Annotated in this window: 19 protein-coding genes; 13 read left to right on the top strand and 6 right to left on the bottom strand. The window is 68.9% G+C overall.

What is annotated here, in order from left to right:
* The first annotated feature begins 5 nt into the window (after positions 1–5).
* The 5 genes from AC5W7N_RS01900 (at position 6) to AC5W7N_RS01880 (ending at position 6,468) form a co-directional block, all read left to right on the top strand.
* Positions 6–2,192 carry a S9 family peptidase gene (locus AC5W7N_RS01900; RefSeq protein WP_194990358.1) on the top strand — a complete coding sequence of 729 codons (2,187 nt, stop codon included), beginning with the start codon at positions 6–8 and terminating at the stop codon, positions 2,190–2,192.
* 150 nt (positions 2,193–2,342) lie between these two features.
* A complete protein-coding gene (locus AC5W7N_RS01895; protein ID WP_280213095.1) occupies positions 2,343–3,044 on the top strand; it encodes a DUF2334 domain-containing protein in 702 nt (233 codons plus the stop codon).
* Positions 3,045–3,240: 196 nt separating this feature from the next.
* Positions 3,241–4,659: a glutamate/gamma-aminobutyrate antiporter GadC gene (gene gadC, locus AC5W7N_RS01890; protein WP_280212820.1), complete on the top strand. Its 1,419-nt coding sequence runs from the start codon at positions 3,241–3,243 to the stop codon at positions 4,657–4,659.
* Positions 4,656–5,102 (top strand): hypothetical protein, encoded by a 447-nt coding sequence (locus tag AC5W7N_RS01885; protein ID WP_163814031.1) that lies wholly within the window; start codon positions 4,656–4,658, stop codon positions 5,100–5,102. Before gadC ends, AC5W7N_RS01885 begins: the two co-directional genes overlap by 4 nt.
* 7 nt (positions 5,103–5,109) lie before the next feature.
* Positions 5,110–6,468 carry a dipeptidase gene (locus AC5W7N_RS01880; protein WP_495923139.1) on the top strand — a complete coding sequence of 453 codons (1,359 nt, stop codon included), beginning with the start codon at positions 5,110–5,112 and terminating at the stop codon, positions 6,466–6,468.
* Between the two features lie 7 nt (positions 6,469–6,475).
* On the opposite strand, the gene AC5W7N_RS01875 is transcribed toward AC5W7N_RS01880, so the two are convergent.
* Together AC5W7N_RS01875 and AC5W7N_RS01870 are read right to left on the bottom strand one after the other, a co-directional pair.
* Complete coding sequence (locus tag AC5W7N_RS01875; protein WP_495923136.1) at positions 6,476–6,775, bottom strand: cold-shock protein; 300 nt, start codon at positions 6,773–6,775, stop codon at positions 6,476–6,478.
* Positions 6,776–6,812: 37 nt separating this feature from the next.
* A complete protein-coding gene (locus AC5W7N_RS01870) occupies positions 6,813–7,457 on the bottom strand; it encodes an MBL fold metallo-hydrolase (protein ID WP_195006935.1) in 645 nt (214 codons plus the stop codon).
* A 175-nt stretch (positions 7,458–7,632) separates the two neighbouring features.
* Between AC5W7N_RS01870 and purS the strand changes: the two genes are divergently transcribed.
* From purS to AC5W7N_RS01855, 3 genes are read left to right on the top strand one after another with little or no spacing between them, the layout of a single operon-like run.
* Positions 7,633–7,869, top strand: coding sequence for a phosphoribosylformylglycinamidine synthase subunit PurS (purS, locus tag AC5W7N_RS01865; protein ID WP_036532785.1), 237 nt, complete (start codon positions 7,633–7,635; stop codon positions 7,867–7,869).
* The gene (purQ, locus tag AC5W7N_RS01860; protein ID WP_495923135.1) at positions 7,866–8,543 is read left to right on the top strand and encodes a phosphoribosylformylglycinamidine synthase subunit PurQ; all 678 of its coding nucleotides are present in this window, start codon (positions 7,866–7,868) and stop codon (positions 8,541–8,543) included. The genes purS and purQ overlap by 4 nt, the downstream gene beginning before the upstream one ends.
* A gap of 42 nt (positions 8,544–8,585) precedes the next feature.
* Positions 8,586–9,884, top strand: coding sequence for a M18 family aminopeptidase (locus AC5W7N_RS01855; RefSeq protein WP_495923133.1), 1,299 nt, complete (start codon positions 8,586–8,588; stop codon positions 9,882–9,884).
* Here the strand turns inward: AC5W7N_RS01855 and AC5W7N_RS01850 are convergent.
* Entirely contained in the window at positions 9,833–11,020 is a 1,188-nt protein-coding gene (locus tag AC5W7N_RS01850) for a glycosyltransferase 87 family protein (protein WP_495924254.1), read from the bottom strand. The two genes, AC5W7N_RS01855 and AC5W7N_RS01850, sit on opposite strands and share 52 nt — an antisense overlap.
* A gap of 312 nt (positions 11,021–11,332) precedes the next feature.
* Between AC5W7N_RS01850 and purL the strand changes: the two genes are divergently transcribed.
* Complete coding sequence (gene purL, locus AC5W7N_RS01845) at positions 11,333–13,624, top strand: phosphoribosylformylglycinamidine synthase subunit PurL (RefSeq protein ID WP_495923131.1); 2,292 nt, start codon at positions 11,333–11,335, stop codon at positions 13,622–13,624.
* A 120-nt stretch (positions 13,625–13,744) separates the two neighbouring features.
* Here the strand turns inward: purL and AC5W7N_RS01840 are convergent, their stop codons facing one another.
* On the bottom strand, positions 13,745–14,035 hold the full coding sequence (locus AC5W7N_RS01840) for a YiaA/YiaB family inner membrane protein (protein WP_014348876.1): 291 nt from the start codon (positions 14,033–14,035) through the stop codon (positions 13,745–13,747).
* Positions 14,036–14,159: 124 nt separating this feature from the next.
* Between AC5W7N_RS01840 and AC5W7N_RS01835 the strand changes: the two genes are divergently transcribed.
* Together AC5W7N_RS01835 and AC5W7N_RS01830 are read left to right on the top strand one after the other, a co-directional pair.
* Positions 14,160–15,896 (top strand): alpha/beta hydrolase, encoded by a 1,737-nt coding sequence (locus AC5W7N_RS01835; protein ID WP_163817733.1) that lies wholly within the window; start codon positions 14,160–14,162, stop codon positions 15,894–15,896.
* Positions 15,893–16,513: a CPBP family intramembrane glutamic endopeptidase gene (locus AC5W7N_RS01830; protein ID WP_195020560.1), complete on the top strand. Its 621-nt coding sequence runs from the start codon at positions 15,893–15,895 to the stop codon at positions 16,511–16,513. The genes AC5W7N_RS01835 and AC5W7N_RS01830 overlap by 4 nt, the downstream gene beginning before the upstream one ends.
* A 211-nt stretch (positions 16,514–16,724) precedes the next feature.
* On the opposite strand, the gene AC5W7N_RS01825 is transcribed toward AC5W7N_RS01830, so the two are convergent.
* A complete protein-coding gene (locus AC5W7N_RS01825; protein WP_324197386.1) occupies positions 16,725–17,126 on the bottom strand; it encodes a sterol carrier family protein in 402 nt (133 codons plus the stop codon).
* Positions 17,127–17,194: 68 nt separating this feature from the next.
* Positions 17,195–18,643, bottom strand: coding sequence for a YhgE/Pip domain-containing protein (locus AC5W7N_RS01820; protein WP_195020926.1), 1,449 nt, complete (start codon positions 18,641–18,643; stop codon positions 17,195–17,197).
* Between the two features lie 197 nt (positions 18,644–18,840).
* Between AC5W7N_RS01820 and purF the strand changes: the two genes are divergently transcribed.
* Positions 18,841–20,421: an amidophosphoribosyltransferase gene (purF, locus tag AC5W7N_RS01815; RefSeq protein ID WP_163817737.1), complete on the top strand. Its 1,581-nt coding sequence runs from the start codon at positions 18,841–18,843 to the stop codon at positions 20,419–20,421.
* 75 nt (positions 20,422–20,496) lie between these two features.
* Entirely contained in the window at positions 20,497–21,576 is a 1,080-nt protein-coding gene (purM, locus tag AC5W7N_RS01810) for a phosphoribosylformylglycinamidine cyclo-ligase (protein ID WP_104362133.1), read from the top strand.
* Positions 21,577–22,893: the final 1,317 nt, after the last annotated feature.

Genomic DNA, 22,893 nt, shown 5'->3' with positions numbered 1-22,893 from the left:
TGCGCATGGCTCTCGACAGTGGTAGCGGATCGACAACCGACCAGGCGGTGGCGGCGCCGATCGCCAAGACGGTACCCACCGAGCGGGTGCATCACGGCGACGTCTTCGTCGACGACTACGAATGGCTGCGGGACAAGGACAACCCCGAGGTCATCGCCTATCTCGAGGCGGAGAACGCCTACACCGAGGCCCAGACGGCGCATCTGCGCCCGCTGCGGGACAAGATCTTCGACGAGATCAAGGCCAGAACGCTGGAGACCGACCTGTCGGTGCCCACCCGCGTCGGCGACTACTGGTACTACTCGCGCAGCTTCGAGGGCAAGCAGTACGGGGTGCACTGCCGCTGTCCGATCGACGCCGCCGCGACGGGCATCGACGCCTGGACCCCGCCGAAGCTCGAGGCCGGCACCGAGATCGAGGGCGAACAGGTGTTGCTGGACAGCAACGCCCTCGCCGAAGGGCACGACTTCTTCGCCCTCGGCGCCTTCTCGCTCAGCTACGACGGCAACCTGCTGGCGTTCTCGGTGGACACCCAGGGCGACGAGCGTTACACCCTGCGGATCAAGGATCTGCGCACCGGTGAGCTGCTCGGGGACGAGATTCCGCGCACCGCGCCCGGCGCCACCTGGTCGCTGGACGGCACGCACGTCTTCTATCAGACCGTCGACGAATCCTGGCGCCCCGACACCGTCTGGCGGCACCGCCTCGGCACCGCCACCGACGCCGATGTGAAGGTCTTCCACGAGCCCGACGAGCGCTACTGGGTCAGCGTCGGGGCCACCCGCTCGGAGAAGTACCTGATGATCTGGGTCGGCTCCAAGATCACCACCGAGGGCTGGGTGCTGGAATCGGACGACCCGGAGGGCGAATTCCGGGTGCTGCTGCCGCGTCGTGAGGGCGTGGAGTACTCCGCCGAACATGCGGTGATCGCGGGCCGCGACCGGTTCCTGATCCTGCACAACGACGTTATTCCTGAGGGCAAGCCGGGCGCGGGCCGCAAGGCCGAGAACTTCGTCCTCGCCGAGGCCCCGGTGGACGATCCGGCGGAGATGACCGTGCTCATCGACCACCGCGACGATGTGCGCCTGGAAGACGTCGATGCTTTCGCCGGGCACCTCGTGCTCAGCTACCGGCGCGAGGCGCTGAGCCGGGTCGCGGTCTGGCCGCTCGGCCCCCACGGCTACGGCGAACTGCGCGAGCTCGACTTCGGGCTGGAACTGTTCGCCGCCGGTGTCGGCGCCAGCCCGGAGTGGACGCAGCCGACGCTGCGCCTCGGCGTCACCTCGTTCATCACACCGATGCAGGTGTTCGACTACGTGCCCGCCACCGGCGAGCTGCTGCTGCGCAAGGAGCAGCCGGTGCTCGGCGGCTACGACCCGGACGATTATGAGCAGCACCGGGATTGGGCGGTGGCCGAGGACGGCACCCGCATCCCGATCTCGGTGATCAAGCGCAAGGATCTCGACGTCACCGCGCCGAAGCCGCTGCTGCTGTACGGCTACGGCTCCTACGAGGCCAGCATGGATCCGTCGTTCTCGGTCTCCCGGCTGTCGCTGCTGGACCGGGGCATGGTGTTCGCGGTCGCGCATGTGCGCGGCGGCGGCGAGATGGGCCGGCTCTGGTACGAGAACGGCAAGACCCTCACCAAGAAGAACACCTTCACCGACTTCGTGGCCTGCGCCCGTCATCTCATCGACAAGGGCGTTACCGCCGCCGATCGGATGATCGCCGACGGCGGCAGCGCCGGCGGGCTGCTGGTGGGCGCGGTGGCGAATCTGGCGCCGGAGCTGTTCGCGGGCATCCTCGCGAATGTGCCCTTCGTCGACCCGCTGACCTCGATCCTCGATCCGTCGCTGCCGCTCACCGTCATCGAATGGGACGAATGGGGCAACCCGCTGGCCGACAAGGACGTCTACGACTACATGAAGTCCTACTCGCCGTATGAGAACGTCGAGGCCAAGGACTATCCGGCCATCCTGGCGATCACCAGCATCAACGACACCCGCGTGCTGTATGTGGAGCCGGCGAAATGGGTCGCCAAGCTGCGTGCCACGGCGACCGGCGACGCGCCGATCCTGCTCAAGACGGAGATGAGCGCGGGCCACGGCGGCGTCAGCGGACGGTACGAGAAGTGGAAGGAAGTGGCGTTCGAGTACGCCTGGGTGCTCGACACCGTCGGTTTGGGCGGCTGATCCGGTCAGGCCCGGAGGCGGTAGCGCAGCGTCACCACGCAGGGCTCGGATCAGTCGCGATCGGATACAGCCGAATGACCAGGTAGACAGTTCGTCGGGCGGTCATCCGCACAGCACGCCGAATACATCTGCGGCTGCCACCGTGGGTTCATGAACGCTGAGCTGATCGTGTCGGTTTCCGGTATCCGGGACACCACCCGGGATGCGGCGATCGAGTTCGCCGCGGAAATGGATCGGCGTGACGTGCGGCTGTCGCTGCTGGTGGCGCCCCGGTTGAAGGGCAAATACCGCCTGGTGAGCGACCCGGCCACGCAGGCCTGGCTGCGTGGCAGGCGCGCCGAGGGCGATGCCATCGTGCTGCACGGGTACGACCAGGCCGCCACCAAACGCAGGCGCGCGGAATTCGCGACCCTGCCCAAACACGAGGCATTGCTGCGGTTGACCGCCGCCGACCGGGTGCTCGAGCAGGTCGGCCTGCGTACCCGGTTGTTCGCCGCGCCGCGCTGGGATGCCTCGGCCGGTGCCATCGCGGCGCTGCCGCAGGTGGGTTTCCGGCTCGCGCTCGGCCTGACGACCATGCTCGACCTGGAACGCGATATCGCGCAGAAGGCCAGGGTGTACGGGATCGGTGAGGGTTTCCGGGCCGAACCGTGGTGGTGCCGGGCGCTGGTGATGGGCGCCGCACGTACCGCGCGTCGCGGCGGTGTGCTGCGCCTGGCCGTTTCGGGCGCGCAGCTGAGCCGTCCGGGTCCACGTCAGGCCATGCTCGACGCCGTCGACCTCGCCCTGTACCACGGTGCGGTCAGCGAGGTGTATCGCTGGCAACCGTTCACCGCGGCGCGGGCGGCATGAGACGTCGCCGCCCCGGTTCGGCGATCGAGGGGCGGCGACGTCTTCGCCCCTGGTCACGATTTGGGTGATGGTTGCGCGTCGATAGCCCGAAACCTACCGATAGCCGCACGGTTTCATGCCACAGTGGTCACGGCGGCGAGCCGGCGGCCGCTTCTCGATTGCTGGATCGGACGTACCGAGCAGGCAGGAGGGAGCGGTGACCGCTACCACCACAGGCGCTACCACCACCAAATACATCACCTGGGTGACCCTGGCGCTGATGACCACCAGCTCGGTGGCCAGCCTGCGGTCGGCGCCCACCATGGCCGTCTACGGGCTGGCCTGCGTTTTCCTCTATCTCGTTCCCGCGCTGCTGTTCCTACTGCCGACCTCGCTGGTGGCGGCCGAACTCGCCTCGGGCTGGCAGGGCGGGGTGTACCGCTGGGTCGGCGACGGGCTGTCCAAGCCGCTGGGCTTCCTCGCGGTGTGGTGCCAGTTCGCGATGACGATCTTCTACTACCCGAGCCTGCTGGCCTATGTGGCAAGCACTTTCGCCTACATCATCCATCCGTCGCTGGCATCCAACGGTGTGTACGTCGCGATCGTCATCATCACCGTGTACTGGGCCGGGGTCTACATCTCCTCGCAGGGCACCAAAACGGTGGCGGGGCTGTCGAGCATGGGCCTGGTGATCGGGACTCTGATTCCCGGGACCGTGCTCGTGCTGCTGGGATTGGTGTTCCTCGCGCAGGGCAATGCTTCCGCCGCGCCGATGGACGGCGGGCATCTGCTACCCGCATGGGCGGGGCTGGCCAGCCTGGTGCTGATCGTGAACAACTTCCTCAGCTATGCCGGGATGGAAATGAACGCGGTGCACGTGTCCAGCCTGCGCAATCCCGGACGGGAATTCCCGCGGGCGATGTTCCTGGCGTCGGGGCTGGTGCTGCTGATCTTCATCCTGCCCGCCCTGGCGATCAGCTGGGTGGTGCCCGCGGCGAACCTGAGCCTGACCGCCGGCGTGATGCAGGCCTTCGACGGATTCTTCGGGCATTTCGGGATCGACTTCCTGACCCCGATCGTCGGCATCGCGCTGGTGGCCGCGGCGCTCGGCGGGATGCTGACGTGGCTGGCCGGCCCGTCGAAGGGACTGTTGCTCATCGGGCGGTCCGAGGGCTATCTGCCGCCGATCCTCACCAGAACGAATGCTCATGGGGTGCAACAGAACATGCTCGTCGCGCAGGGCGTGTTCACCACCTTGATCGCGCTGCTGTACGCGTTCATCCCTAATGTGTCGAGCGCCTACTGGATTCTGTCGGTCATCACCACGCAGGTGTATCTGATCATGTATGTGCTGATGTTCGCGGCAGCCGTCCGATTGCGGCGCACGCAGCCGGATCATCCGCGCGGGTATCGCGCGCCGGGCCTGGTCGGGCTGTGCGTGCTGGGGGCGGTGTCGTCGGTGGCGGCGTTCGTCATCGGGTTCGTGCCGCCCTCGCAGTTCGGCGGCGGTAACACCTTCGTCTATGTGCTGATCGTCGCCGGCGGGCTCGGGATCGTCGGCCTGCTGATCCCGTACCTGTTCTACCGATTCCGGCGGGAGAGCTGGAAGATCGCGGCGCCGGAGGTGACGGCATGAACGGGCCGGAGACCGGGGACGCGCCCGACCGCAAGCGCCGCATCATCTACATCACCGCGGTGGTGCTGTTGTGCACGTTCGCCCTGTTCGGGCTCGCCCAGTTCGACCGGATTCGCGACGATCACCAGGCCGACGTGCTGGCCGGGCAGCTGCACGACGAACTGGTCGCCGCCGGCCTGCCCGCGCCCGACCCGCAGGTCATCGCGAATTCGCTCGGGCGCGACGGCGGCATCGTCTGCCAGGACCCGTCCTCGCCGCTGATCCGGGCCAGGTACCAGCAGGCCATCAGCACTGGCGCGGGTGGACCCGGGCAGCGGCCGGTGATCGGTTCCGGCGAGGTGGTGCGTGCGGTCGAACTCGCCATCGCCACCTATTGTCCAGAGCATCTCGACGAGTATCGAAAGCACGTGGGGGACATGAAGTTCGACGAAACAACGAAGTGAGAAGACGATGACTTCCGACCAAGCCCGCGTCACCGAACTGCGTAAACGTGTCGCCGAGCAGATGCCGCAGGCGCGCACCGATCTCGCGCAGCTGGTGGCGTTCAAATCGGTGGCCGATCCGCGGCAGTTCCCGGCCGAGGAATGCGACCGCGCCGCGCACTGGGTGGCCGACGCGTTCGCCGCGGCCGGGCTCACCCGGGTCGGTCTGCACGAAACACCCGACGGCAGCAAGGCGGTGATCGCCTCGCGGCCGGCCCCGCCCGGTGCGCCGACGGTGCTGCTGTACTGCCACTACGACGTGCAGCCGCCGCTCGACGATGCGGCCTGGCGCACGCCGGTGTGGGAGCTCACCGAGAAGGACGGGCGCTGGTACGGGCGCGGTGCCGCCGACTGCAAGGGCAATATCGTCATGCACCTGACGGCGTTGCGGGCCCTGGGCACCGAGCTGCCGGTGGGGGTCACGCTGGTCGCGGAGGGCTCGGAAGAACAGGGGACCGGCGGGCTGGAGCGGTTCGTGGAGGCGAATCCGGAGCTGCTGCGGGCGGATGCGATCCTGGTGTGCGACAGCGGGAATTTCGCGGTCGGAGTGCCGACGTTCACCGAAACGCTGCGCGGCAACGTCAACGTGGTGGTGACGGTGGAAACCCTGGCCGGGCCGGTGCATTCGGGCATGTTCGGCGGGCCGGCACCGGATGCGCTGGCGGCATTGATCCGCCTGCTGGATTCACTGCGCGACGAACACGGCAACACCACCGTCGACGGTCTGCCCAATGACGAAACCTGGGCCGGCGTGCAGTATCCCGAGGATCAGTTCCGTACCGATGCCGGCGTGCTCTCCGGCGTCGGCCTGCTCGGCGACGGCACGGTGGCCGACATGCTCTGGGCCCGCCCGGCGCTCACGGTGCTCGGTATCGACGCGCCCAAGGTGGTCGGCTCCTCGGCTGCCGTCCAGCCCATCGCCCGCGCCCGCCTCAACCTGCGCATCCCACCGGGCACCGACCCGGATCAGGCCCACCGGGCACTGGTCGCGCATCTCGAAGCGCACATCCCGTGGCAGGCGAAACTCACCGTCGAGCTGGAAGCCACCGGTGCTCCGTTCCGCTCCGGCAGCGGCGGGCCCGCCCGCACCGCCATGGAATCCGCCCTCGCCGCCGCCTACGGCCGCCCCGCCACCACCCAGGGCCAGGGCGGTTCGATCCCGCTGTGCAACGTCTTCGCCGATACCTACCCCGACGCCGAGATCATGCTCCTCGGCGTCGAGGAACCACAGTGCTTGATCCACGCCCCCAACGAAAGCGTCGACCCCACCGAAATCGAACACCTGGCCCTGGCCGAGGCACTGTTCCTATCCACCTACACCCGCTGAGCGGGCACTACCGCGCCGGGTGGATCCGCACGGTCCAGTGCGGGGGTTCCCGTCGCGGCCGCACATCGGTGGCCCGGCAGGCATAGCCGTCCTGATCTGCTCGTTCCCAGTCGAAGTCGACGATCTCGCCGACGAACGCCTCGCGGAAACCTCCGCTGACCCACATGGATTCACCGGGTTGCAGTTGGGGGAGCGCTCCGGCCCAGAGATGGCTGTAGTGGAACCAGCAGCCACCGGCGGTGTCGGGGGAGTCGATCACGCCCCAGCCCTTGTCGTTGTGCCACTGGGTCACCGTGCCGACGCTCATGGGTTCAGGTTCGCACAGCGTGCCTGGGACGATGCGCTCACAGGTCGGCGGAGTCCTCCGGCTGGATGACGCGGAATTCGGTGCCCGCCGGGCCCATTTCGGAGAGTCGGCCGAAGTAGATGCCCTGGGCTTCGGCGGCGATGATGCCGTAGTGGATGGGGATGGCGGTGCGCGGGGCTACGGCGCGCAGGTAGTCGACGGCCTCGCTGATCTTCATCCAGGGGGCGACGGCGGGCAGGGCGAGGACGCCGACGGGGGTGGGCGGGACCCACAGGGAATCGCCGGGGTGCACGAGCTGGGCCGGGTCGTCGGGGGTGCCGAGCTGGAAGACGGTGTTGTCGATGACGGGGATCTCCGGATGGATGACGGCGTGACGTCCGCCGCCGCCGGTGATCCGCAGGCCGTCGAGGTCGATGACATTGCCCGCGTGCACCGCCTCCCAGCGGCCGCCGCGCTGGTCGGCGGTCTGCGGGTCGCTGAACAACCGGGCGTCCGGGTTGGCGTCGATCAGCGCCTCGATCCGGTTCGGGTCGATGTGGTCGGGGTGCTGATGGGTGATCGCGATGGCGTCCAGTCCGGTGAGACCCTCGAAACCGTGAGCGAAGGTGCCCGGATCGAACAGGATCTTTCTGCCGTGCAACTCCACGAGGATGCAGGAATGACCGAAGTGGGCAATGCGCATACGGCTACGTTAGGCGCAGTCGCGCATCCGCTCCAGCATCGCGGCGGGTCGGCAGGCGGACGTCCGCTATGGGCCGCGTCACGGCGCATCACACACACCCAACCCGGCACCGCGCCGGTCGCGCCCGCCAACTACGCTGTTCAGGTAACCCCCACCACCACTCGAGGAGCAACGCGTGGCACGAGTCGTCGTCGAGGTGATGCCGAAGGCCGAGATCCTGGATCCGCAGGGTCAGGCCATTGTCGGCGCACTTCCGCGCCTGGGATTCCAGGGAGTCTCGGACGTCCGGCAGGGCAAGCGATTCGAACTCGAGGTCGGCGATGACGTCAGCGACGACGAACTCGCGCAGATCGCGGAATCGCTGCTGGCCAACACCGTCATCGAGGAGTGGAAGGTGGTCCGCGTCTCATGACAGCGCGCATCGGGGTCATCACCTTTCCCGGCACGCTCGATGACGTCGACGCCGCCCGCGCGGTCCGGCTGGCCGGCGCCGAGGCGGTCAGCCTGTGGCATGCCGACGCCGATCTGAAGCAGGTCGACGCCGTCATCGTGCCCGGTGGTTTCTCCTACGGCGATTACCTGCGCGCCGGTGCGATCGCCCGCTTCGCCCCGGTCATGGGTGAAGTGGTGCGCGCGGCCGAGAACGGCATGCCGGTGCTCGGCATCTGCAACGGCTTCCAGGTGCTGTGCGAGGCGGGCCTGCTGCCCGGCGCCCTCACCCGCAACGAGGGCCTGCACTTCATCTGCCGTGACGAATGGTTGCGTGTCGAGGCCGTGGACACGGCCTGGACCTCGCGGTACGAGCCGGGCGCGCAGATCCTGGTGCCGTTGAAGTCCGGTGAGGGCCGCTTCCAGGCCTCCGACGCCGTGGTCGACGAGCTCGAGGGTGAGGGCCGCGTGGTGTTCCGCTACGCCGGCGACAACCCGAACGGTTCGCAGCGCGGGATAGCGGGCATCACCTCGGCCAATCGCCGCGTCGTCGGACTGATGCCGCACCCGGAGCACGCCACCGAGCCGCTCACCGGCCCGAGTGACGACGGCCTCGGCCTGTTCCTCTCCGTGCTGGACACACTCGTCTCGGCCTGATCTCGACGGCCGGGTCGCCCTCGGCACGCCTAGGATCGCGGTATGCCGGTTTCCTCCACCGCGGCCTCGGCCGCCGGGCTGTGTGCCTTCATCGATGAGTCGCCGTCACCGTTCCACGTGTGCCATACGGTCGCACAGGATCTCGACGAGCACGGGTTCACCCGGCTCGATGAGGCCTCGGCCTGGCTGGCGGGCGGGCGCGGCAGGCATTACGTGGTGCGCGGCGGCTCGCTGGTGGCGTGGGCCGATCACGACCCCGCGGCGGGGGCGCCGTTCCGGGTGGTCGGCGCGCATACCGACAGCCCCAATCTGCGGGTCAAGCAGCATCCGGACCTGAGCTCGGCGGGCTGGCAGCTGGTCGGCCTCGAGCCGTACGGTGGCGCCTGGCTGAATTCCTGGCTCGATCGTGAGCTCGGCCTGTCCGGGCGGTTGAGTGTGCGCGAGGGCGATACCGTCGGCGAGCGGCTGGTTCGCATCAACGAGCCGATCCTGCGGGTGCCGCAGCTGGCGATCCACCTGTCCGAGGACAGGCGCGGGGTGACGCTGGATCCGCAGCGGCATGTGAACGCCATCTGGGGTGTCGGCTCCGAACCGCGCTCGTTCATCGCCTACGTCGCCGAGCATGCCGGTATCGCGCCGGACGCCGTGCTCGGCTGGGAACTGATGACCCACGACCTCGACCCGAGCCGGCTGGTCGGCCGCGACCGCGATCTGGTGAGCGCGCCGCGCCTGGACAACCAGGGCACCTGCTACGCGGGCCTGCGCGCCTTCCTCGCCGCCATCGATACCCCGGGCGCGGCGGTGCCGGTGCTCGCCATGTTCGATCACGAAGAGGTGGGCAGCCAGTCCGACCGCGGCGCCCAATCGGATCTGCTGGCGACGGTGCTGGAACGCATCGTGCTCACCCGCGGCGGTGGCCGGGCCGAATACCTGGCGGCGCTGGCCGGTTCGATCTGTGCCTCCGGCGATATGGCCCACGCGACCCATCCGAACTATCCGGACCGGCACGAGCCCGCGCACCGCATCGAGATCAACGGCGGCCCGGTGCTCAAGGTGAACCAGAACCTGCGCTACGCCACCGATGCCACCGGCGCGGGGGCGTTCGCGCTGGCCTGCGACCAGGCCGGGGTGCCGCTGCAACGCTATGTGCATCGCGCCGATCTGCCGTGCGGTTCGACCATCGGCCCGATGACGGCCGCGCGCACCGGCATGCCCACCGTCGACGTCGGGGCGCCCCAGCTCGCCATGCATTCGGCGCGCGAACTGATGGGCGCCGACGATGTGGGCGCCTACGCCGCGGCGCTGGCCGCCTTCTTCACCCCGGAGACGGCAGGGCGGTAGGTCAGCACGGCGATCACGAACACCGCGAAGGTGGTGATCACGTAACCGCTGCCGATGATCTGCTGCCACCAGGCCCAGTCGAGTTCGCGGTCGGCCTCGTGCGGCAGCAACCAGTGTGGCCCGATCAAGAACATCACCGTCATCGCGGTGACGGCGCCGATCAGCAGCGGGTTACGCCTGCCGCGGGCGATGGCGTCGGCGGCCACCAGCAGCGCGGGCGCGACCCACACCCAGTGGTGCGACCACGACACCGGCGAGACCAGCAGGATGGCGGCCGCGTTCACCATGAGCGCGGCCACCGAGGCGCCGGCCTCGATGAGCCTGCGCATCCACAGTGCCGCCAGGCCGATCGCGATCAGTGACAACGAGATCCAGATCAGCGTCGCCAGGGAATCGGAGACGCCGAGCCGGAAGGCCAGTCCCTTCAGCGATTGGTTGCCCGCGTAATAGGGCGGGCCGATCCGTCCGGTGTCGGCGAGGGTGTGGAACCAGTACTCCACCGAATCGCTGGGGAAGATCAGGAACCCGAGCCCGACCGCGCCGACAGCCGAGGCGATCAGCGTGCCCGCCGCCTTCCAGTCCTTGCGCAACAGGAAATACAGCAGGTACCCGGCGGGGATCAGTTTCACCGAGACGGCGATGCCGATGAGCATGCCGCGCGGCCAGAAGGGCTTGCGCACCAGGCAGTCCAGCGCGACCGCGGCCATCAGCACCAGATTGATCTGGCCGAAGGAGTAGGTCTGGCGCACCGGCTCGAAGAAACCGGCCACCGCGACCGCCGCGATGACCGCCGCCAGCACCGTCATTCGATCCAGTTCCGGGCGGATCCGCGACAGCACCAGCCACAGCGTGATGCCGAGGCTCAGCACGGATGTGGCCAACACCACGATCTCGGCCAGCCCGAGCGGCATCAGCGCGAGCGGTGCGAACAGCAGCGCTGCCAGCGGGGGATAGGTGAACGGCAGACCGATGCCGAACACCTCGGGCATCGGGCCGTAGAGCTCGCCGCCGTCGAGCCAGACCCGGGCGCCGTTGCGGTAGACCTGGAGGTCGATATAGCCGTCCCACCAGTGCACCAGCGGGGCGATGATCGCGTAGATCACGAACAGCGCGATCGCGCCGGTCAGCCAGCGCATCTGGCGCGGCGACAGCCCGCGCGCGGGCTCCCTGTCGAGCCCGGTGTCGTCGCTGTTCGACCCGGGGCGCGCGCCGGCTGTGGGGACGGGCTGCTCGGCCGGTTCCGCAACCCCCGATCGATCGTTCACCGGGACAGATTAGCCGGTCCCGCGATGGCCGAGGTCCGGCCGGGTTTGCCCCGGCAGTGGTCGCGTTTGCCCCGGCAGTAGACTCGCAGGAGTATCTCGCGGCAATTCAGCAACTCGGCGCGTCGCAGCGGCGGTCGTCTGGATTGTCTCCGCATGCCTGGCCGAAAGGACCCTGGTAATCCCGTGACTCCGCAGGTCGACACGGTCGCAACCGCCGCAGCCACTCCGGACACTCCGCAGCCGTATCTCGAGCTCGGGCTCAAGGATGACGAATACGCCCGGATCAAGGAGATTCTCGGCCGCCGCCCCACCGACGCCGAGCTGGCGATGTACTCGGTGATGTGGAGCGAGCACTGCTCCTACAAGTCGTCGAAGGTGCATCTGCGCTACTTCGGCGAGACCACCACCGAGGAAATGCGCTCGTCCATGCTCGCGGGCATCGGCGAGAACGCGGGCGTGGTGGACGTGGGCGACGGCTGGGCGGTCACCTTCAAGGTGGAAAGCCACAACCACCCCTCCTACGTCGAGCCGTACCAGGGCGCCGCGACCGGCGTCGGCGGCATCGTGCGCGACATCATGGCGATGGGCGCGCGCCCGATCGCGGTGATGGATCAGCTGCGCTTCGGTGCGGCGGACGCCGCCGACACCCGTCGCGTGGTCGACGGTGTGGTGCGCGGCATCGGTGGCTACGGCAATTCGCTCGGCCTGCCGAACATCGGCGGCGAGACCGTCTTCGATGCCTCCTACCAGGGCAATCCGCTGGTGAACGCGCTGTGCGCGGGCGCGATGCGGGTCGAGGATCTGCATCTGGCCTTCGCCTCGGGCACCGGCAACAAGATCATCCTGTTCGGCGCGCGCACCGGCCTCGACGGCATCGGCGGCGTTTCGGTGCTGGCCTCGGACACCTTCTCCGGGGACGAATCCGGCGCCGGCCGCAAGAAGCTGCCGAGCGTGCAGGTCGGCGACCCGTTCACCGAGAAGGTGCTCATCGAGTGCTGTCTCGAGCTGTACGCGGCCAAGCTGGTCGTCGGCATCCAGGATCTCGGCGGCGCCGGACTGTCCTGTGCCACCTCCGAGCTGGCGGCAGCCGGTGACGGCGGCATGCACATCGAGCTCGACAAGGTGCCGCTGCGCGCGGCCGATATGACGCCGGCCGAGGTGCTGTCCAGCGAATCCCAGGAGCGCATGTGCGCGGTGGTGACGCCGGAGAATGTCGACGCGTTCATGGCCGTCTGCCGCAAGTGGGATGTGCTGGCCACCGTGATCGGCGAGGTCACCGATGGTGAGCGGCTGGTCGTCACCTGGCACGGCGAGACCGTGGTGGATGTGCCGCCGCGCACCGTCGCGCACGAGGGCCCGGTCTACGAGCGTCCGGTGCGGCGTCCGGAGTACCAGGACGCCCTGATCGCCGATACTCCCGACACCTTGACCCGGCCCAAGACCGCCGACGAGCTGCGCGCGACGCTGCTGCAGATGGTGTCCAGCCCGCAGCTGTGCAGCCGCAAGTGGATCACCGAGCAGTACGACCGCTACGTGCGCGGCAACACCGTGCTCGCCGAACACGCCGACGCGGGCGTCATCCGCATCGACGAGGAGACCGGCCGCGGTATCGCCCTGGCCACCGACGCCTCCGGCCGCTACACCAAGCTCGACCCCTACGCCGGCGCCCAGCTCGCGCTGGCGGAGGCCTACCGCAACGTCGCCACCACCGGCGCCACCCCGAAGGCCGTCACCAACTGCCTCAACTTCGGCTCGCCGGAGGATCCGGGCGTGATGTGGCAGTTCCAGCAGGCGGTGCGCGGCCTGGCCGACGGCTGTGCCGAACTGGGCATCCCGGTCACCGGCGGCAATGTGAGCTTCTACAACCAGACCGGCCAGGACGCGATCCTGCCGACGCCGGTGGTGGGCGTGCTCGGCGTCATCGACGATGTGCACCGCCGCATCCCGACCGGCCTCGGCCTCGAGCCGGGCGAGACGCTGATCCTGCTCGGCGACACCCGCGACGAGTTCGGTGGTTCGATCTGGTCGCAGGTCGCCCACGATCATCTCGGTGGCGTCCCGCCGAAGGTCGATTTCGCCCGCGAACGGCTGCTCTCGGAGGTGCTGACCGCCGGTTCCCGCGACGGCATGATCAGTGCCGCTCACGACCTTTCCGAGGGCGGTCTCGCCCAAGCGGTGGTCGAGGCAGCGCTGGCCGGCGAGACCGGTTGCCGCATCCTGCTTCCCGAGGACGCCGATCCGTTCGTCACGCTGTTCTCCGAATCGGCGGGTCGTGTGCTGGTCGCCGTGCCGCGCTCGGAGGAAACCCGGTTCACCCGCATGTGCACCGCGCGCGAACTGCCGTGGGTGCGCATCGGTGTGGTCGACCAGGGCTCCGACTCGATCGAGGTGCAGGGACAGTTCACGGTGCCGCTGGCCGAACTGCGCGAGGCGCATGAGGGCACGCTGCCCAAGCTGTTCGGCTCCGCCGTCTGACAGTCGATTCCGCCGGGCGAACCGAGTCCCGCTGGGACCGAACACCACAACGCTCACCCCGTCCGGACCCGGACCCCTCGTGAACACCGGGTCCGGGCGGGGTGATTCGCGCTGAGGTGATCAGGCGACGGACTTGAACGGATCGTGCTCGGCGATCAGCTTCTCCATCCGCGCCTCGTCGATCCGGCCACGCAGGGAATCGGCTTCGTGCTTGTCCCTGACCACCTTCGCCAAGGTGAAGGTGCTGGTCACCAGGAACAGCACTGTCATGCCGAGGAATCCGCGCTGCCACGGATCCAGCGGTAGATAGAAGATTCCGACGCCCGCCCCGAACAAGCTGACGCCGAACGCGATCGCGGCCTGGGCGATGTATGCCGAGGTGGTTTTCGGCGCTGCGTTTGGTGTGCTCATGGTTATCGAGTGTGCGAGGTTCGCGGCCGCGGCGACCGGGTACAACTACTCGAGTGCGATGGGTAGTTGCCGCGCCGTGAATGGGTAACGCACCGGCGTTGTCGGGGGCTGCCGCCATACTGTCTTGGTGCTCGAAACGGCGTCCACCCTCACGAAGCTGCGCTCGCGCGGCGTCGCAGCGGTGCGCCGGGCCGAGGTGGTCATCGACCTGAACTACGTCGGGCTGGTGGTCGCGACGGTGTTCTTCGCGCTGTCGGTCACCCCGTCGCTGGTACCGCGCGACTGGATGTTCCAGGGCCTGATCAGCGGCATCAATGCCGCCATCGGTTACGGCGTCGGTTGCCTGCTGGAATGGCTGTTCCGGCTGTGGGTGCGCCCGCGGCTGAAGATCCCGGCACCACCCACCTGGGTGCGCTACGGGGTGAAGTCGGCGATTCTGCTGACGGCCGCGGTGCTGGCCGCGTACATGCTGGTGCAGTCGGCGCATTGGCAGCGTGAGATCACCGCGCTGATGGATATGGAAGGCACCACCACGCCCGCCTATCTGCGCACCGGTCTGCTGAGCCTCGCGGTCGGCGTCCTGGTCGTCGCGGTGTATCGCACGGTGCGTGAACTGATCCTGTACCTGGCCCGTCAGCTCAACCGCTGGGTGAAGGTGCCGCGCGAACTGGCGCCGGCGGCCGGTTTCCTGGTGCTGGTGCTGCTGGCGGTCACCCTGTTCAACGGCGTGGCGACGCGGGCGTTCTTCGCGGTCGCGAACCAGGCGTTCAGTGTGCGTAACGACCACACCTCCGAATACGCGGTGCAGCCGCAGTTGCCGGAGAAGTCGGGCAGCCCGATGTCGCTGGCGAAATGGGACACGCTCGGTTTCGAGGGCCGCTGGTTCGTTTCGCACGGTCCGAACGCCGCCAGAATCGCCCAGGTCACCGGACAGCCCGCCAAGGAACCGATTCGGGCCTACGTCGGGTTGGAGTCGGCCGAGGACGGCCGGACACAGGCCGAACTGGCCGTCGCCGAACTGGAACGCGCCGGCGCCTTCGAGCGGCAGGTGATCGTGGTGATCACGACCACGGGTACCGGCTGGGTGAATTCGATGGCCGCGGGTGCGATCGAATACATGTACGGCGGCGATACCGCACTGGTGGCCACCCAGTACTCGTATCTGCCCAGCGTGCTGTCGTTCCTCGCGGACAAGAGCAAAGCCGCGGCGGCGGGGCGCGAGGTCTTCGACGCCGTGTATCAGCACTGGTCGGCGCGGCCGGAGCAGCAGCGGCCGAAACTGTTCGTCTACGGCGAGAGCCTCGGCTCGCAGGGCTCGGAGGCGGCTTTCGAGGGGCTGGCCGATCTGCGGGAGAAGGTCGACGGTGCCCTGTGGGTCGGCCCGCCGAATTCGAATCGGCTGTGGAGCCAGTTCGTCGCGCGGCGCGATCCCGGTTCGCTGGAGGTGGAACCGGTGTACGCCGACGGGCTGGTGGTCCGGTTCGCCGCCGACGCCGCCGATTTCGCCAGGCCCGGCCCGGAGTGGCGGGCGCCGCGCATCGCCTACCTGCAACATCCGTCCGACCCCATCGTCTGGTGGTCGGCCGATCTGATCTTCTCGCAACCGGATTGGCTGTCCGAACCGCGCGGATCCGATGTGTCCGGGCGGATGCGGTGGGCGCCGTTCGTCACCTTCTGGCAGGTCACCGCCGATCTCACCAACGCACAGGGCGTCACCGACGGGCACGGGCACCGGTACGGCAGCCTGGTACTCGACGGCTGGGCAGCCATCGCCGCGCCGCCCGGCTGGAATCCGGAGCTGGCCGAACGCATCCGGTACGAGATCGAGATCTCCGAGGCGTATGAACGGCAGATCAAGTGAGCGTCCGGGTTGCGCTGGCAGTCGCCTTGCCCTTGCTGTGGAGCAATGCCGTGGTGCCGCGGCTGCCGGAGGATATGCGGGTGCGCACGCTGGTCAACGCCGGTGCCGCCACCGGGTACGCCGCCGCCTTCGGCGCGCACCCGAACTGGTGCTCGGCGCGCGGATGGCGCTACGGCCTCGGCAGTGCGGGGATCGTGGCCGCCGGTTACGGTGCGGCGCTTGCCATTCCGGCCGTGCGCCGTGAGCTGGCCGAGCGCCCCGACCGCGCTCCCGGCGTCTCGACCGCCGAATGGGTGGGCGTGCACATTCCGTTCGGCACCGTCTACAGCGAGGAATTGGTCTTCCGCGCGACCCTCGACCCGTTGCTGGACAAGACCTTCGGGCCGCCCGTCGCAACCCTGCTCGGCGCCACCACCTTCGGGCTCTGGCATATCGCGCCCGCCCGCGCCACCGAGGAGAACCTGCCGGTCACCATCGCCGTAACCACTGCCGCCGGGGCACTGTTCGGTCTGCTGCGCCGGCACACCGACAGCGCGACCGCTCCCGCCCTGCTGCACTGGGCGATCAATGCCGGAGGTGCGCTCGCGGCGCGATTCGCAGCCCGCACGTGGTGCTGACGGGACACCGTCCCCGAACCCTCCCGCGGTGATGACGCGACGTCTGCACGCACCTTCCCGCGGTGACGCCGCGACGCCTGCACGCACCTTCCCGCAGTGCCAAGGCGACGCCTGCACGAACCTCCACGCGGCCGGGGGCCGAAGACGCGGATACCGGGGACGCCCTCGCGGTCGACGCGAACCTCCACGCGGCCGGGGGCAGAAGCGGCTACTACTCGGGTCCGATGCCCACCCGCAGGATCGGCAGCCACCGGGACACTTCGTCGGCGCGGCTGCCGGAGGCGGTCAGCCTGCCTTCCTCGCGGGCGGCGACGAAATCCATCAGGCCGGTGGCGAGCAGCAGCCAGGTGCGCGGGTCGGTCTCGACGACGTTGGGTGGGGTGCCCCGGGTATGGCGCGGACCCTCGATGCACTGCACGGCGACGAAAGGCGGCACCCGGACCTCCACCGAATGACCCGGCGCTGATTCGGCCAGCGCGCGCGCCGTCATCCGCACGGCCGCGCCCAGTTCGGCCCGCGCGGGTGCGGGCGCTGCCTCATCGAGCAGCCACGACCGCACCGCCGTGACCGCCGCCCGCATCTCTTCCGGTTTCACCGCCGCACGTCGGACCACGGGGGCGACGATACTGCGACCCACCGACGCGGTCCGAACAGCCCGTCGACACGCTGTTGCCGTCGCAGTCAGTCCTCGTCGGTACGGCCACCCTTGGCGCCCGATGGGGAGTCGGTATCGGCAGTTTCGGTGGCGTTGGTCCCGGAATCAGCGGCGGCCGATCCGGTGTCCGCAGTGTCCGCCTTGCGCTGGCCGGCCGAGTCGGTTCCCGCAGGGCCCACTCCGGCACCAACCGTGGGCGCGCCCGCGGCAGCCACCCGGTTCTCCCGGTGCAGTCCCTTGTAGTCGTAGAACTTGGTGATCACCGCGCCGAACACGATCGCGACGGCCAGGCCGATCAGGGCCATCCAGATGCCGCGGCTCAGGCCGGCGGCGAAACTGCCGTCGAAGTACAGGATCGAGCGAACGCCGAGGAAGACCTGATGCATCGGTTCCCAGCCGGCCAGCCAATGGAAGTACTTGGGTGTGGCCTCGATGGGCACGGTGCCGCCGGAGGAGGGCAGGCCGAGGATGATGAACAGGATCAGGTTCACCAGCAGGCCGGCCGAGCCGATGGCCGCGAGGATGGACAGGCCGGTCATGCCGACGGCGGTCAGGGCCAGCGCACTGTAGAGGAACAGCCCGAGCGGATGGTCGATCGGCATGCCGAGCAGCTTCGCCACACCCAGATAGATGGCCGAGACGAGGGTGGCCGCGACCACCATCACACCCCATTTGATGAGCAGGGTGTGGAAACGGGAGATCGGCGTCGGCGGGAAATGTACGTACCAGGGCCCGTATTCGGTCGGCACGAAGCCGAGCGCGGCGTCGATCATGGTGTGGATGACCATCGCGCCGACCACGCCGGCCAGCAGAATCAGCAGTGCGTAGAAGAACGCGGTCAGGCCTTGGCCGGTGCCGTCGGGCAGCGGGCGGTACTGCTGGTACACGATCTGCACCGGGTCTTCCAGCGCCACCCGCGCCGCACCGCTCGGCTCCGGGCTCGGCGGCGCCCCTGGCTCCGGCGCGAGCTGCGCATTCACCTGATCGGTGAGCTGCCTGCCGACCTGCTGCCGCACCTGGGTCAGGGCCTGGTCGCCGACCCGCAACACGATCTGGGTGCCGAACGCGCCCATGCGCGGATTGGTCTGCAAGGTGATGATCGGGCGTTCGATATCGCCGGGAACGATGCTGCCGACGCCGAGAATGCCGAGTCGCTTACTGAAATCGCTCGGGATGACCATCGCGCCATAGACCTGGCCCTGCTGCATCATCCGCTCGGCCTCGCTGATGCCGACGACCCGCAGATCGATCTTGTCCTCCGGCATGCCCTGCTGTAGCGCGTCGGTGATCTGTTTGCCGTAGTTCACATGTTGCTGCGCGTCGGGCGGCCCTGTGACGTCTCCGACATCCTGATTCACCAGCGCGATGGGGAAGTCGTGCAGATTGCCCTCTGGGTCGGCGACGTAGTCGAGGTACATCACCCCGAGTAGCGCCGTGAGCAGGGCCAATACACCGATCGGCAGCAAGATGCGCATTCCGAGGCGGCGATCGGTCCGCGTCGCCGCTGCGCTGTCGGAAGTCGTCACGGATCGCACGGTAACAGCCGGACGAGCCCGATATCGGGCACTGCGCCGCACCGATTAACTGCACGTATGCGGGCGGCTGTCATCGGGGGCGCGGTTCGACCCGTAGAATGACGGTGCCCCCAGCCCGCCCGAACAGGGAGCACACGGTGACCAACGCCGACCTGCCGGTTGTCAGCAATCCCGCCCCCGCGGATCAGGACGAGAATCCACCACGCGAGGAGTGTGGTGTCTTCGGAGTCTGGGCGCCCGGCGAAGACGTGGCCAAACTCACGTATTACGGTCTGTACGCGTTGCAGCACCGTGGGCAGGAGGCGGCGGGCATCGCCGTAGCCGACGGTTCGCAGGTGCTGGTCTTCAAGGATCTCGGCCTGGTCAGCCAGGTGTTCGACGAGCAGACCCTGGCCGCGATGCCGGGCCATGTCGCCGTCGGGCATTGCCGCTACTCCACCACCGGCGCCACCACCTGGGAGAACGCGCAGCCGATCTTCCGCACCACCGCCGTCGGTTCCGGATTGGCCTTGGGACACAACGGAAATCTGGTGAACACCGCCGAATTGGCCGATCGGGCACGGGAACTCGGTGTGCTCGGCGGGATGCCGCGCGGTGGCCGCCCCGGTCCGGTGGCCGCCACCTCCGACTCGGACGTGATGACGGCGCTGCTGGCGCACGCCGCCGCCGACTCCAGCATCGAGCAGGCCGCGATGAAGCTGCTGCCCACCCTGAAGGGCGCCTTCTGCCTGACCTTCATGGACGAGCACACCCTCTACGCGGCCCGCGATCCGCACGGTGTGCGCCCGCTGTGCCTCGGCAGGCTCGATCGCGGCTGGGTGGTCGCCAGTGAGACCTCCGCGCTCGATATCGTCGGCGCCTCCTTCGTCCGCGAGATCGAGCCGGGCGAACTGCTGGCCATCGACGCCGACGGCGTGCGTTCGCTGCGGTTCGCCACTCCCGAGCCCAAGGGCTGCGTCTTCGAATACGTCTACCTCGCCCGCCCGGACAGCACCATCTCCGGTCGCTCGGTGCACGCCACCCGCGTCGACATCGGCCGCAGGCTGGCCAAGGAGCATCCGGTCGAGGCCGATCTGGTGATCCCGGTGCCCGAGTCCGGCACCCCCGCCGCGGTCGGTTACGCGCAGGGCTCCGGTGTGCCCTACGGGCAGGGCCTGATGAAGAACGCCTACGTGGGCCGCACCTTCATCCAGCCCAGCCAGACCATCCGCCAGCTCGGTATCCGGCTCAAGCTCAACCCGTTGCGCGAGGTGATCCGCGGTAAGCGGCTCATCGTGGTCGACGATTCGATCGTGCGCGGCAACACCCAGCGCGCGCTGATCCGGATGCTGCGGGAAGCGGGCGCGCTGGAGATCCACGTGCGCATCGCCTCGCCGCCGGTGAAGTGGCCGTGCTTCTACGGCATCGATTTCGCCTCGCGCGCCGAGCTCATCGCCAACGGCGCCGGCTCCGACGACAGCTACGCCGACATGGTGGAGAACGTGCGGCGCTCGATCGGCGCCGACAGCCTCGGCTACATCTCCACCGAGGGCATGATCGCGGCCACCGAGCAGCCGCGGTCGCGGTTGTGCTGCGCCTGCTTCGACGGCAATTACCCGATCCCGCTGCCGACCGAGGTCGCCATCGGCAAGAACGTGCTCGAGGGCATGCTCACCGGCAAGTCCGAGACCGAGCTGCTGGGCCAGAACGCCAACGCCAGCGCGTTGAGCAGGCCCTGAACTCGCCCCGCCGACGCGCGACGGTAGCGTGATCAGGCAATTATCCGCCGATTCGGTTTGGAGCAATCACCGAAAATGAGTGAACAGACCCCCAGTGGTGCCGGAGCCTCGTATGCCGCGGCCGGTGTTGACATCGAAGCCGGCGACCGCGCAGTCGAGTTGTTCGCACCGCTGGCTCGTAAGGCAAGCCGCCCCGAGGTGCAGGGTGGCCTCGGCGGTTTCGCCGGTCTGTTCGCGCTGAAGGGCGGCTACAAGGAGCCGCTGCTCGCGGCCTCCACCGATGGCGTCGGCACCAAGATCGCCGTCGCGCAGGCGATGGACAAGCACGACACCGTCGGCTTGGATCTGGTCGCCATGGTGGTCGACGATCTGGTCGTCTGCGGCGCCGAGCCGTTGTTCCTGCAGGACTACATCGCGGTCGGCAAGGTCGTTCCCGAGCGGGTCGCCGAACTGGTATCCGGTATCGCCGAGGGCTGTGTGCGCGCCGGGTGTGCGCTGCTCGGCGGTGAGACGGCCGAACATCCCGGTCTGATGGATCCCGACGATTACGACCTGTCCGCCACCGGCGTCGGCGTGGTCGAGGCCGATGCCGTGCTCGGCCCCGAGCGGGTGCGCCCGGGCGACGTGGTCATCGCGATGGGCTCGTCCGGCCTGCATTCCAACGGCTACAGCCTGGCCCGCAAGGTGCTGCTCGACATCGACCGCATGTCGCTGACCGGGCACGTGGAGGAGTTCGGCCGCACCCTCGGTGAGGAGCTGCTCGAGCCGACCCGCATCTACGCCAAGGACTGTCTGGCCCTGATCGCCGAAACCGATGTGCGCACCTTCGCGCACGTCACCGGCGGCGGCCTGGCCGCGAACCTGGCCCGGGTGCTGCCCGCGGGACTGGTCGCCGAGCTCGACCGCGGTACCTGGAACCCGGCGCCGGTGTTCAAGATGATCGCCCAGCGCGGCCGGGTGGAGCGCCCGGAGATGGAGAAGACGTTCAACATGGGCGTCGGCATGGTGGCCGTGGTGGCGCCGGAGGACGTCGACCGGGCACTGGCGGTCCTGACCGCCCGGCACATCGAATGCTGGACGCTCGGCACGGTGACCAAGGCCAAGGACGCGGGCGCACCCCGCGCCGTGATGGTGGGCGAACACCCGCGCTTCTGAGCATCGAAACCTTCGTCAGCCGGTCGGCCTACGGGTCGGCCGGCTGACGCGTTTCCGGGGGCCAGGCGAGGGTGCCGGCTTCGATCCGCGCATGCGCCGCGTCCGGGGTGCGCGTCCGTAGGGCGGTGCGCTGTGCGTGCGGAGTAAGCGCACTGTCCGGTGGTGCAGGTCGCGCGGGGCGTCGTGCAGTGAGGTGCGAAATCCCGGTGGGCACGTTGTGCGGTGGGCGGGCGCGTGGTGTGCGTGCGGGTGCGCAGTCCGATGGAGTGTTGTGCGCGGAGGGGGCTGTGCGGCGGGGTGTGTGGTGTGGGAGGTGCGCTGTGGGGCGGGGTGTGTGGTGCGGGGAGGTGCGCTGTGTGGCGGGGCGCGTCGGGCTGATCGGTCGGGCTGGTTGTGCGGTGAGAGTGCTGGCCGGGGTGGCACGCGGTCCGATGGAGCGCGTTGTACAGGGAGGTGCGCTGGACGGTGGGGCGCGTGGTGCGGGTAGGTGCGCTGTGCGGCGGGGCGCGTGATGCGGGAGGCGCGCTGTGTGGCGGGGTGCGTCGGGCTGATCGGTCGGGCTGGTTGTGCGGTGAGAGTGCTGGCCGGGGTGGCACGCGGTCCGATGGGGCGCGTGGTGCGGGGAGGTGCGCTGGACGGGGGTGCGTCGGGCTGATCGGTCGGGCTGGTTGTGCGGTGCGGGTGTCGGCCGGGGAGGCATGCGATCCGGTGGGGCGCGTGGTGCGGGGAGGTGCGCTGGACGGGGGTGCGTCGGGCTGACCGGTCGGGCTCGTTGTGCGGTGCGGGTGCCGGCCGGGGAGGCATGCGATCCGGTGGGGCGCGTGGAGTGCGGAGGTTGGGCTGTGCGGCGGGGCGCGCGTTGTGCTCATGGGTGGTGCGCTGTCCGTGGGGCGCGTTCCGCTCGGGGAATGTCCCGCCTCGCGTGGTGCGTTCGCGGCGGTGTCGCGCGGCGCACCGCGGTGCGCTCCTCAGGGACGCGCTAGGCCGGGGGATGGCTGGGCCGGGGGATGGCTAGGCCGGGGGACGCGGTTGAGCGAGTGGTATGCGCTGGGGCGAGGGATACGCTGAGCGAGGGGGATGCGCTGAGCGAAGGGGGTGATGCGCTGCGCGTCGGAGGGGATGCTGGAGGGTCGCCGAGGGGCGAGTTCGCCTATCTCGGACGATGTCCGGACGGGCGGGCATCGGGGCGGCCCGTGCGGTGCAACGGGCGCCGATGCTGTTCGAGTACCTCGAGAGTCGATGCGAGCGATCGAACCGAGCTCTCGATCAGGTCTCGACCTCAGTGGTCGAGACCTGATGTCGGGCGAACCTCGGCGG

The organism is Nocardia sp. CDC519, from assembly GCF_059509835.1.
The sequence above is the reverse complement of the archived record's forward strand: the minus strand, read 5'-3'. Positions and strand labels throughout refer to the sequence as shown.